Consider the following 11,829-nt stretch of genomic DNA (forward strand, 5'->3'; position numbering starts at 1 on the left):
CGGCCCCACGGTGCGCCCCACCGTGATGCCGTCCGGGTCCGGTGCGCGGCCCCGACCTCCACTAGCCGCGCCGGCCCGGGAGGGCAAGGATTCCACTCCCGGGACCGGAACGCCACCGGTAATTGCGCCGCGCCGCAGCGCGCCGGCGCGCACGCCGCGGTCCTGCGTCGCGGCCACCCGGCGCCTAGACCAGAAGCACGATCGCCTGCCCCGAACTCCACTCATGCCCGCGCAAGCGGACATCCAGAGCCATACGGCGTGGCGCCCCTGGGGTCCCGCCGTCGCGGGAACGAGCGGGATTTCGTCAGACCAGCAGCACGATCTTGCCGATATGGGCGCTCGATTCCATCCGGGCGTGGGCGGCGGGCGCCTCGGCGAGCGGGACGCTCGTGTCCATCACGGGCCGCACCCGTCCAGCGGCGAGGAGCGGCAGCACGGCCTTGCCGGCCGCCGCCACGATCGCCGCCTTGTCGGCGACGGAGCGCGCGCGCAGCGTCGAGCCGGTGTGGTGCAGCCGCTTGAGCATGATGCGGCGGAAATCGACGGTCGCCTTGGACGGCCCCTGGAAGGCGATCTGGACGATCCGCCCGTCGACCGCGGCCGCCTCGTAGTTCCGGTCGATGTAGTCGCCGCCGACCATGTCGAGAATCACCTCGACGCCCTTGCCGCCGGTCGCCGCCTTGGTCTCGGCGACGAAGTCCTGGGTGCGGTAGTTCACGGCGGCGTCGGCGCCGAGCTTGACGCAGGCGGCGCACTTGTCGTCCGAGCCGGCCGTGACGATCACCCTGGCGCCGAAGGCCTTGGCGAGCTGGATCGCCATGGTGCCGATGCCGGAGGAGCCGCCGTGCACCAGCAACGTCTCGCCGGCGGTCAGGCCGCCGCGCTCGAACACGTTGTGCCAGACCGTGAACAGCGTCTCCGGGATGGCGGCCGCCTCGGCGTCCGAGAGGTTCTGCGGGACGGCGAGCGCGTGGCTCTCGTGGGCGACGCAGTACTCGGCGTAGCCGCCGCCCGAGACCAGCGCCATCACCCGGTCGCCGAGCGCGAAGCTCGTCGCGTCGGGCCCGCGCGCCACCACGGTGCCGCAGATCTCGAGCCCCGGAATGTCGGAGGCGCCGGGCGGCGGCGGGTAGAAGCCCTTGCGCTGGACGACGTCGGGCCGGTTCACGCCGGCCGCGGCGACCTTCACGAGGATTTCGCCGGAGCCGGGCGTCGGGACGGGGCGCTCCTCGGGGCGGAGCACCTCGGGGCCACCGGGGCTCGAGATGCCGATGGCGGTCATGCGAACGGGCAGGTCGGTCATGGGAGCACGTGGTCCGTCAGCGAGATTGTCCGGGGCGCCACCGGGAGACGGCGACGCTTGCAGGCCGAGAGTCGCAGGAGCATGGTCGCCGCGGCAGCAGCGACGGCCCCGCCACGGCGGCGGATCGGCCGCCGGCACACTAGAGCATGATCCCGACGAGAGGGATCCGGTTTTCGCGGCCCCGCATGCCGGGCGCGCGCACCGGACCGGCCGGCGCAATGCGGCTGGAATGACGGAGGACCAGGATGGCGATCGCGGACGAGGACGACCGGCCCAAGCGCAAGATCACCCACGACATCGGCCAGGACCTCGCGCTCTTGTCGGTCGCCGAGATCGACGAGCGCATCGGCCTCCTGCGCGACGAGATCGCAAGGCTGGAAGCGGCCCGCGCCTCCAAGCAAGCGTCGCGCTCGGCCGCCGACCTGTTCTTCAAGCGGTGACGCGCGCGCTGCGCGCGGGCGAATAGCGAATGGCGAGTAGCGAATAGGAAGCGTGGGCGGGGGATCTCGCTACTCGCTACTCGCTACTCGCTACTCGCTACTCGCTACTCGCTACTCGCTACTCGCTACTCGCTACTCGCTACTCGCTACTCGCTGGTCGTTCCTCGCCGGCCGCAGGGCCGACCCGCGCCGATCGACCCGGCCGGTAAGAGGTCGTTAAGCTTTCTCGAATATTACTGTTGAGGTCCACCTCGTGGACATCGAGTGGCTCCTGTCCACTCTGTTTGACGCCTCCCTGTTGACACTTCGGGCCGCCTTCGTGGCGGCCCCTTTTTTCGACGGCCGTGGCGGGGCTTGCGCGATCGTGGTGTCGACCGCACCGCCCCGGTTGCGACGAATTGGCGGAAACTATGTCGCGAAATCTTGCGATTTCGCGCCGCGGCGATGGCTGGACTCCGCCCGCACCCCTCGCCATAGTTCGGGCCAACAGGGGTGCCCATGTCCGACCAATCGCCCATCATGGCGAGCCCGGTGTCCTTCGGCGCACGGCTCGCATCCTCCCAGGCCTTCGTGGTGCTGTTCAGCGACGGCATGAAGCTGGTCGAGGAGACGGCCGCCTATCTGGACGGTCCCGGCCGCAGCGAGTCGAAGCAGCTCGAGCGCACCGCCGCGCTGTCCTACGCGACCGAGAGCATGCGGCTGACCACCCGGCTGATGCAGCTCGCCTCGTGGCTCCTGCTGCACCGCGCCGTCAACGAGGGCGAGATGTCCCTCGATCAGGCCAATCGCGAGAAGACCAAGGTGAAGCTCGGCATCGGCGACCCGGCCGATCCGGAGACCCTCAAGCTCCTGCCCGAGACGCTGGTCGCGCTGATCGACCGCTCGCTCAAGCTGCAGGACCAGGTGCGCCGGCTCGACGCGACGATCCACGCCCCGGTGCCCGAGGCACCGCCGGTCGCCAACCCGCTCGAGCGCCAGCTCGGCCTCCTGAAGGCCGCCTTCGAGCGCGACGGCGACTAGGCCGCGCCGCCGGCTCTTTCACCTCTCCCCGGCGGGGAGAGGTCGACGCGCGTAGCGCGTCGGGTGAGGGGGTGCGCCCCTCACGGCCCAACTCATCAGCGCCGCTTCCCCCTCACCCCAACCCTCTCCCCACCGGGGAGAGGGAGCGCGCAGTGCTTTCCGAACGGCCGAAGAGAAAAAAACGCCGAAAGGCCGGGCGGTGGCCCGGCCTGATCCTGTCGATGCTGCGGCGAGGAGACGGGACGGCGCGCGGCCGTCCGGCTCACTTCAGGCCGAGGCCCGAGAACTTCTTCTGGAAGCGCGACACGCGGCCGCCGCGGTCGAGGAGCTGCTGCGAGCCGCCCGTCCACGCCGGGTGGGACTTCGGGTCGATGTCGAGCCGCAGCGTGTCGCCGGACTTGCCCCAGGTGGTGCGGGTCTCGAACTCGGTGCCGTCGGTCATGACGACCTTGACGGTATGATACGCGGGGTGAATGTCGGCCTTCATCGCTCGATCCCAAATTCTCGATCTGTCGGAAGTTGCCGGGTCTATAGCTCAGCGGCCCCGGCGAGACAAGCCGGGGGCACCCCGCCCTGCCCCGGCCGCGCGCCGGCCCCCGCCCGACCGGGTGCCGACACGAACCACGGTAGCGCAAAAAGGCGGCATCCGGGCTTTTGCGCGCATTGTCAGGGGTGCCGGCGCGAGTCATTGTCCGGCCGCGCGAGCCACGGCGCCGCCCGGTGCTGGATCGCGTGACGAGTTGCTGTTTCATCGATTTTCCAGTCGTGTCGACGTCGAGCGGGATGCCCCATGAATCTTGACAGCGGCGGACGCGGGCTCGGATCGAGCGCGTCCCGGGTCGGCCAGAAGCCGGAGGACAACCGGCGCAACATCAAGCCGCTGCTCGCGGTGGTGCCCTATGTGATGCGCTACAAGGGCCGCGCGCTCGCCGCCCTGGTCGCCCTGGTGGTCGCCTCGCTGGCGACGCTGGTGCTGCCCGTGGCGGTGCGCCGGATGATCGATTTCGGCTTCACCGAGCAATACGCCGGGCTGATCCACCAGTACTTCTCGGTGCTGATCCTGCTCGCCGCCGTGCTCGCCGGGGCGAGCGCGCTGCGCTACTACCTCGTCACCACGCTGGGCGAGCGCATCGTCGCCGATCTGCGCACCCGCGTGTTCGACCATCTCACCGGGCTCTCCGCCTCGTTCTTCGATTCCTCGAAGAGCGGCGAGCTGGTGTCGCGCCTCTCCGCCGACACCACCCAGCTCAAGTCGGCGGTCGGCGCCTCGGTGTCGATCACGCTGCGCAACCTGATGCTGTTCATGGGCTCCACCCTGATGATGGTGGTGACGAGCCCGCGCCTGTCGCTGTTCGTGCTGATCGTGATCCCGATCATCGTGCTGCCGCTGGTCGCCTTCGGGCGGGTGGTGCGGCGCCGCTCGCGCGAGGCGCAGGACACGCTGGCCGAGGCGTCGAGCTACGCGGCCGAGCTGATCGGCGCGATCCGCACCCTGCAGGCCTTCACCAACGAGCGGATGGCGACGACCCGCTTCGCCGGCGCGGTGACGCGCGCCTGCGACGCCGCCTTCGCTTCCACGATGGCGCGCGCCTGGCTCACCGGCATCGCGATCTTCCTGGTGTTCGCCTGCGTCGTCGTGATCCTGTGGGTCGGCGCCCAGGACGTCTACGAGGAGCGCATCACGGCCGGCCGGCTGAGCCAGTTCGTCATCTACGCCGTGTTCGCGGCCGGCGCGCTCGGCGAGCTGTCGCAGGTGTGGGGCGAGATCTCGCAGGCGGCCGGCGCGGCCGAGCGGCTCAACGAGCTCCTCGCGATCGAGCCCGAGATCAAGCGCCCGGCACATCCGGTGCCGCTGCCGACCCCGGCGCGCGGCGACGTCGCGTTCGAGCAGGTGCGGTTCTCCTATCCGACCCGCAAGGACGCGACCGCGCTCGACGACGTGGCGTTCCGGGTGCGGCCCGGCGAGAAGGTGGCGATCGTCGGCCCGTCGGGCGCCGGCAAGAGCACCGTGTTCCACCTGCTGCTGCGCTTCTACGACCCGCAGGCCGGCGCCGTGACGATCGACGGCGTGCGGCTCGCCGACGCCGATCCGCGCGACATCCGCTCGCGCATCGCGCTGGTGCCGCAGGACGCCGCCGTGTTCGCCGCCTCGATCGCCGAGAACATCCGGTTCGGCCGGCCCGGCGCGTCCGACGCCGACGTCGCCCGCGCGGCCGAGCTGGCCGCCGCCTCGGAGTTCATCGCCCGGCTGCCGCAGGGCATGCAGACGCAGATCGGCGAGCGCGGCGTGCTGCTCTCGGGCGGCGAGCGCCAGCGCCTCGCCATCGCCCGCGCCATCCTGCGCGAGGCGCCGCTCCTGCTGCTCGACGAGGCGACGTCCTCGCTCGACGCCGAGAACGAAACCCTGGTGAAGGCCGCGCTCTCCCGCCTGATGGAGGGCCGCACCACGCTGGTGATCGCACATCGCCTCGCGACGGTGCTGTCCTGCGACCGCATCCTCGTGATGGACCAGGGCCGCATCGTCGAGCAGGGCACGCACGACAGCCTGGTCGCCCAGGGCGGCCTCTACGCCCGCCTCGCCCGGCTGCAGTTCGACACCACGCCGGAGCCCGTGCCGGTGGTGTGAGGCGCGACGTGATCACGTCGTCGTCGTCACGTTCCGTCGTCCGGAGCGCGGGCGTAGCGCGGGCGCAGCGCGACCGCACGTCGCCTGCGCTCACACCATCGCCACCTTGCCGGTGGCGATGTCGTAGACGGCGCCGACGACCTTGACCGTGCCCTTCGTCACCGCCTCGGCGACGATCGGCTTCGCGTCGACGAGACGGCGCACGTTGTAGCGGACGTTCTCGGCGATCGCCGCGTCGAGCGGGTTGGCGGCCTTGGTCTTCTCGGCGGTCTCGATCGCCGGCCGGATCGCCTCGATCAGCAGCGGCAGGTGGCCGGGCAGCACCGTCTTGTCCTTGATGACCTTCATGGTCGCGTCGACGGCGCCGCAGCCGGAGTGGCCCAGCACCATGATCAGCGGCAGGCCGAGCACGGCGACGCCGTATTCCAGGCTGGCGAGGCCGTGGTCGTCGAGGAAGTTGCCGGCGACCCGCACGACGAACAATTCGCCCGGTCCCTGATCGAACGCGTATTCGGGGGCGACGCGCGAATCGGCGCAGCTCACCAGCCCGGCGATCGGGTACTGGGCGCTCGCGCGCGCCACGCGGCCGGCCGAGAAATCGCGGTTCTCCATCGCGTTGCCGACGTAGCGCGCATTGCCGTCGACGAGCCGCTTCAGCGCCGCGTCCGGGCCGATGGCGTTCGGCCGCGTCGCGGCCGGCTGGGCGAAGGCGGGTCCGACGCCGGTGGCGGCGAAGCCGCTCGCCAGCGCGGTGGCAGCACCGGCGCCGAGCAGGGCGCGGCGCGACAGCGCAGGGCGGGTCGGCGCGGTGAAGGGCATGGCGTGGGTGCAGCGGGGGTCGTCACACATGAAAGGATCGTCCTCTCGGGCCGGGGCTGGTCGGGCCGTCTGCACGGCCGGGCGTCGGTGGGGACGGGCACCGGTCGGCACGACACGGCACCCCGGCCCAGGGTCCGCGGTCCGCGTTGATGGACGATAAATATTCGTATCGAACTTTGTAGAATTCCGCGCGGTCAATTGCCGACGAGTCGGTTCGGAAGGTCGGCGTCCCGTCGCGTGACCGCACGAACGAAAACGGCCGGAGCCCAAATGCTCCGGCCGCTTCCGTGGTCGCTCCGCGGGGGTTCGGAACGCGGGGGTTCGGGGGTGATGGCGGGGGTGATTTTCGGCGCCGGCACGATCTGATCAGATCGGGTCGGCGCCGTCGTGTCGCATGGGCGGCGTCACGCCGCCTTGTGGGTGCCGGCGCCGACGATGTCGAAGCGGTCGGCGTTCATCACCTTGGTCCAGGCGGCGACGAAGTCGGCCACGAACTTCTGCTGCGCGTCGCCGCAGGCATAGACCTCGGCGAAGGCCCGCAGCTGCGAATGCGCCCCGAAGATCAGGTCGACGCGCGTCGCGGTCCACCGGGCCTCGCCGGTCTTGCGGTCGCGGCCCTCGAACACGCCCTCGGTCGCCGACTGCTCCCAGCGATACCGCATGTCCAGCAGGTTGACGAAGAAGTCGGTCGTGAGCTGCTCCGGCCGATCGGTGAGCACGCCGTGGGTCGTGTGCACATGGTTGGCGCCGAGCACCCGCAGGCCGCCGATCAGCACGGTCATCTCCGGCCCGGTGAGGGTGAGGAGCTGGGCCCGATCGACCAGCGCCTCCTCCGGCGCCATGAACTGCGTGCGCTTGGCGATGTAGTTGCGGAAGCCGTCGGCGCGCGGCTCCAGCACCTTGAACGACTCGACGTCGGTCTGCTCGGCCGTCGCGTCGGTGCGGCCCGGCGTGAACGGCACCGTCACGGTCACACCCGCGTCCTTGGCGGCCTTCTCGACGGCGGCGCAGCCGCCGAGCACGATCAGGTCGGCGAGCGAGACCTTCTTGCCGTCCGTCCGGCCGTTGTTGAAACCCGCCTGGATGCCTTCGAGGGTCGACAGCACCTTGGCGAGCTCGTCCGGGTGGTTGACCTCCCAGTCCTTCTGGGGGGCGAGCCGGATGCGCGCGCCGTTGGCGCCGCCGCGCTTGTCTGAGCCGCGGAACGTCGAGGCCGACGCCCAGGCGGTCGACACGATCTGCGACACCGAGAGGCCGGACGCCAGGATCTTCGCCTTCAGATCGGCGATGTCCTGATGACTGACCAGCTCGTGGTCGACCGGCGGGACCGGATCCTGCCAGATCAGCACCTCGCTCGGCACTTCCGGGCCGAGATAGCGCACCCGCGGACCCATGTCGCGATGGGTGAGCTTGAACCAGGCACGCGCGAAGGCGTCGTCGAACTCTTTCGGGTTCTCCAGGAAGCGGCGCGAGATCTTCTCGTAGATCGGATCGAAGCGCAGCGAGAGATCCGTCGTCAGCATGGTCGGGACACGCTTCTTGCTCGGATCGAACGGATCCGGGATCGACGGCTCGGCGTTCTTGGCGCGCCACTGATAGGCGCCGGCCGGGCTCTTCTCGAGCTCCCATTCGTGACCGAACAGGTTCTCGAAGAAGTGGTTGCTCCACGTCGTCGGCGTCTGGGTCCAGATCACCTCGGGGCCGCCCGTGATGGCGTCGGCGCCGAAGCCGGTGCCGTAGCCGCTCTTCCAGCCGAGGCCCTGATCCTCGATCGCGGCGCCTTCGGGATCGGCGCCGAGCAGCGACGGGTCGCCGGCGCCGTGGGTCTTGCCGAGCGTGTGGCCGCCGGCGATCAGCGCCACCGTCTCCTCGTCGTTCATCGCCATCCGGTAGAAGGTCTCGCGGATGTCTTTGGCGGCGGCGACCGGGTCGGGCTTGCCGTTCGGGCCTTCCGGGTTGACGTAGATGAGGCCCATCTGCACGGCGGCGAGCGGCTCCTCGAGCTGGCGCTCGCCGGAGTAGCGCGAGTCACCGAGCCACGAGCCCTCCGGGCCCCAGTACAGCTCCTCCGGCTCCCACACGTCCTTGCGGCCGCCGGCAAAGCCGAACGTCTTGAACCCCGACGTCTCGAGCGCCACGTTGCCGGCCAGCACCATCAGGTCGGCCCACGAGATCTTCTGGCCGTACTTCTGCTTGATCGGCCACAGCAGGCGCCGCGCCTTGTCGAGATTGGCGTTGTCCGGCCACGAGTTCAGCGGCGCGAAGCGCTGCTGGCCGGCGCCGGCGCCGCCGCGCCCGTCGGTGATCCGATAGGTGCCGGCCGAGTGCCAGGCCATGCGGATCATCAGGCCGGCGTAGTTGCCCCAGTCGGCCGGCCACCACTCCTGCGAGCTCGTCATCAGGGTGGCGAGATCCGCCTTCACGGCGGCGAGGTCGAGGCTCTTGAAGGCCTCGGCGTAGTCGAAGCCGTCGCCCATCGGGTCCGACTTCTTCGAATTGTTGTGGAGCACGCCGATGTCGAGCGCCTCCGGCCACCAGTCACGGTTCCGGTGGCCGCGGCTGCCGCCCGAAAACGGGCACTTGCCCGCGCCCTTGTCGTCCGTCTTCGCGTCCATGTCTCTCGCTCCCGGGGGGTGGGGCTGTGGTCTTTCGGCTCGTCTCGCGCCGGCGGCCCGCGTTTTCGCGTTCGCCTCGGCGTCGGGATGGCGGCACCATGGGAGCTTCTTTCGATCAGGTCTAATCGTATTGCCTGCACACCTCGATAAGGATAGCTTATCGACATGATCACGCTGAAGCAGTTGCGCTATTTCGGGGCCGTGGCACGCACCCGGCATTTCGGCCGCGCCGCGGCGGAGTGCGCGGTGAGCCAACCCGCGCTCTCGATGCAGATCCGCGACCTGGAGGCCCGGCTCGGGGTCGAGCTGGTCGAGCGCCGCCCCGGCGACGTGACGCTCACGCCGGTCGGCGTCGAGATCGCCCGCCGGGCCGAGGAGCTGCTCGCCGGCGCGCGCGACCTGGAGGACTTCGCCCGCCATCACGCCGGCCCGCTCGCCGGCGCGCTGCGGCTCGGCGTCATCCCGACGCTCGCCCCCTATGTGCTGCCCAAGGTGCTGCCCGCCCTGCAGCGGCACCATCCGGAGCTGGCCGTGGCGTTGCGCGAGACCCAGACCCGGACCCTCGTCGACGAGCTCGGGCGTGGCCTGATCGACGTGGTGATGCTGGCGCTGCCGGTCGAGCATCCCGAGATCGAGACGCTGGCGCTGTTCGAGGACCCGTTCGTGCTCGCCGTGCCGGCCGCCGACCCGCGCTCCGCCGCGACGCCGATCGCGGCGGGCGCGCTCGCGCAGGAGCGGCTGCTGCTCTTGGAGGAGGGGCACTGCCTGCGCGACCAGGCGCTCGCCGTGTGCGCCAACGGCCGCGGCGACGCCGGCGGGCTCGGCGCGACCAGCCTCGCCACCGTGGTGCAGCTCGTCGCCTCCGGCTTCGGCGCGACCCTGCTCCCGCAGGTCGCCGCCGCGGTGGAACGCGACAACACGCGCATAAAGCTGTTGCGCTTCGCGGCGCCGGAGCCGGGCCGCACGGTCGCGCTCGCCTATCGCCGCACCTCGCCCCGCAAGGCCGACTTTTCCATTCTCGCCCGCCGCATCACCGAGGCGCTCGGGGTCTCCGACGCCGGCGCGCTGCCGACGGCGGCCTGCCGGGCCGGCGCCGCAGTGCCGGCGTGAGGAAACGCCGCGCATGCCGGAGCGGCGGCCCGTCCGAGCGGCGCTGGCCGTCACCAGGCTATGGTCTTCAACCATTCCTCGGCTTCGTCCGCGGTCAGGCGCCTGTACTCCCAGCGCCCCTCGATTCGGCGCCGCATGACGACATTCGTGTCCGGAAATATCTCACCCCACGACGTGGAGTAATGGTGCCAAGGAATATCTCGGTCACGCCACTTGGCCATTGCGCGTTGCAATGAACGAATAAAAGAACCGAGCATCTCCAGCCTCTGGCGCAACGGCGGGCCGGAAAAACTGGAGTCTCGCGGGCCGGGCATCCTCGAAGGAGGCGGGATCTGGACCCGCGACTATGCGGCTGCGGCGCAAGTCTCGCGACGACGTCCTCGCTGCGCAATGCAGCTTTTAGCCGCAAAACAATAAAACTACAACCACAAACAACTCGAATCCAACCGGCGGCTTTCCAGACCGAGATCGTGTCGGGTGACACTCGGTTCGTCGCCGCGGGACGACCGCGGCATGCGGACACCTCGGACGCCCTCACGCGTGCCGCGACCGAGCGCTCTGCCTGCCACCGGCCTGAGGGCGGCCGGCCGTATCGGCCGGGCACTCGCCCGGCCGCCGGCGACCGGCCGAAGGCCCGATCAGTTCACGTAGCGCAGCTTGAGGGCCGAGAGGCCGAGCGTGACGTTGAAGGCGACCGAGCCCTCGAGCGACAACGGCTGCAGCGCGACGGTGCGGTTCGAGCCGCCGATCAGCACGTTGGCGCCGACCCCGAGGCCGAGCGCGGCGTCGGCGCTGGCGCCGACATACTCGCCGGCGAGCGCGCCGGCCGGCACCCCGGTGGTCGGCGCGAACACGCCCCAGGCGAGGCGGCCGCCGGCCGACACGCCGATATTGATGCCGACCGTGTTGATGGCGCCCTGATAGGTCTGCGGCGGGATCGGGGCGTTCTGCGAGAAGCGGCAGGTCATCGACTGGTGGCCGGCGATGATGAAGCCGATGCTCGGGTCGACCCGGCAGTCGAGCATGCCGACCTGGGTCCAGGACCGCGACGCGGACCCGGGCGCCTGGGCCGAAGCCGGCGCGGCGAGCACCGCGATGGTGGCGAGCGCCGCCAGGGTCGAGCAGGTCTTGAGCATGGAATATCCCCTCCAGCCGGAATTGGCGGGTGCCTTGATACAGCGAGCCCGCCCGGCCCGGCAATCGCCGTGCGGGGCGGGCGGTTGGGCGGGCGGGTGAAAAGGCGAAAGACGAGAAATGCGCGCGCCGGCCGGCGGCGAGGCCGGCCGACGGCGACGTCCGCCTCAGCGCGGCGTCAGGGTCTCGGTGCCGGAGCCGTTCTGGCCGCGCACCGACCACAGGCCGCGCAGCACGCCGCCGTTCTCGACCTTGTACATCACGAGGCCCGGCTTGCCGTCCATCGTGTAGGTGGCGGCCAGGTAGTCGTTCATCCGCATGCCGAAGCCCGTGTAGGTGTCGCCGCCGATCGACCAGCGCACCGTGTAGGTGGTGTCGGAGATCACCTGCAGGGCGAGCGTGCCGGAATAGGACGACCCGTCCCCGTTGGTGCCGGAGACGGAATAGCTCTTGGCCAGCATCAGGGTTTCGGCGGCGGCCGGGGAGATCAGGGCGCCCGCGATCACGATCGCGGCGAGGGTGCGTCGCATGTTTCGAATCTCTCCATGGGGCAGGACGGCCGGGCAGGATCGAGACCGGCCGTGATGGAGGATAAGGACCGAGATACCACGTGTCGACCGTGCGCTCCGTCACAGACCGGGCGAACCGGCCCGCTGTCATTCCGGGGCGCGGCGAAGCCGCGAACCCGGAGTCCAGCGACAAGCGCCGAAAGCTCGGCTGGATTCCGGGTTCGGCGGAGCCTGTCGTCGGGCCGGCCGAAGG

10 protein-coding genes are annotated in these 11,829 nt (G+C 70.5%); 4 read left to right on the plus strand and 6 right to left on the minus strand.

From position 1 onward, the window contains the following. Positions 1 to 304: 304 nt before the first annotated feature. Positions 305 to 1,303, minus strand: a complete 999-nt coding sequence (locus ABTU92_RS23215) for an NAD(P)H-quinone oxidoreductase (RefSeq protein ID WP_408093990.1) — start codon at positions 1,301 to 1,303, stop codon at positions 305 to 307. Positions 1,304 to 1,548: 245 nt separating this feature from the next. Here ABTU92_RS23215 and ABTU92_RS23220 point away from each other — a divergent pair, with 245 nt between their 5' ends. Both ABTU92_RS23220 and ABTU92_RS23225 read left to right on the plus strand, forming a co-directional pair. Further along, positions 1,549 to 1,743, plus strand: coding sequence for a DUF1192 domain-containing protein (locus ABTU92_RS23220; RefSeq protein WP_408093991.1), 195 nt, complete (start codon positions 1,549 to 1,551; stop codon positions 1,741 to 1,743). Positions 1,744 to 2,241: 498 nt separating this feature from the next. Continuing rightward, entirely contained in the window at positions 2,242 to 2,763 is a 522-nt protein-coding gene (locus tag ABTU92_RS23225; protein ID WP_408093992.1) for a DUF1465 family protein, read from the plus strand. Positions 2,764 to 3,025: 262 nt separating this feature from the next. Here the strand turns inward: ABTU92_RS23225 and rpmE are convergent, their stop codons facing one another. Continuing rightward, complete coding sequence (gene rpmE / locus ABTU92_RS23230; protein WP_111360109.1) at positions 3,026 to 3,250, minus strand: 50S ribosomal protein L31; 225 nt, start codon at positions 3,248 to 3,250, stop codon at positions 3,026 to 3,028. A gap of 303 nt (positions 3,251 to 3,553) precedes the next feature. On the opposite strand from rpmE, the gene ABTU92_RS23235 reads away from it, so the two are divergent. Beyond that, the gene (locus tag ABTU92_RS23235; protein ID WP_408093993.1) at positions 3,554 to 5,389 is read left to right on the plus strand and encodes an ABC transporter transmembrane domain-containing protein; all 1,836 of its coding nucleotides are present in this window, start codon (positions 3,554 to 3,556) and stop codon (positions 5,387 to 5,389) included. A 90-nt stretch (positions 5,390 to 5,479) separates the two neighbouring features. On the opposite strand, the gene ABTU92_RS23240 is transcribed toward ABTU92_RS23235, so the two are convergent. Further along, positions 5,480 to 6,238 (minus strand): carbonic anhydrase, encoded by a 759-nt coding sequence (locus ABTU92_RS23240; protein ID WP_408093994.1) that lies wholly within the window; start codon positions 6,236 to 6,238, stop codon positions 5,480 to 5,482. Positions 6,239 to 6,612: 374 nt separating this feature from the next. Next, positions 6,613 to 8,823, minus strand: coding sequence for a catalase/peroxidase HPI (gene katG / locus ABTU92_RS23245; RefSeq protein WP_408093995.1), 2,211 nt, complete (start codon positions 8,821 to 8,823; stop codon positions 6,613 to 6,615). A 165-nt stretch (positions 8,824 to 8,988) separates the two neighbouring features. Here katG and ABTU92_RS23250 point away from each other — a divergent pair, with 165 nt between their 5' ends. After that, a complete protein-coding gene (locus ABTU92_RS23250) occupies positions 8,989 to 9,933 on the plus strand; it encodes a hydrogen peroxide-inducible genes activator (RefSeq protein WP_408093996.1) in 945 nt (314 codons plus the stop codon). 638 nt (positions 9,934 to 10,571) lie between these two features. Here ABTU92_RS23250 and ABTU92_RS23255 read toward each other — a convergent pair. Together ABTU92_RS23255 and ABTU92_RS23260 are read right to left on the minus strand one after the other, a co-directional pair. Then, complete coding sequence (locus tag ABTU92_RS23255; RefSeq protein WP_408093997.1) at positions 10,572 to 11,069, minus strand: DUF992 domain-containing protein; 498 nt, start codon at positions 11,067 to 11,069, stop codon at positions 10,572 to 10,574. 165 nt (positions 11,070 to 11,234) lie between these two features. Next, on the minus strand, positions 11,235 to 11,597 hold the full coding sequence (locus tag ABTU92_RS23260; RefSeq protein WP_408093998.1) for a hypothetical protein: 363 nt from the start codon (positions 11,595 to 11,597) through the stop codon (positions 11,235 to 11,237). Between the last annotated feature and the right edge of the window lie 232 nt (positions 11,598 to 11,829).

Source organism: Rhodoplanes sp. SY1 (assembly GCF_046000175.1).
Lineage (GTDB): Bacteria > Pseudomonadota > Alphaproteobacteria > Rhizobiales > Xanthobacteraceae > Rhodoplanes.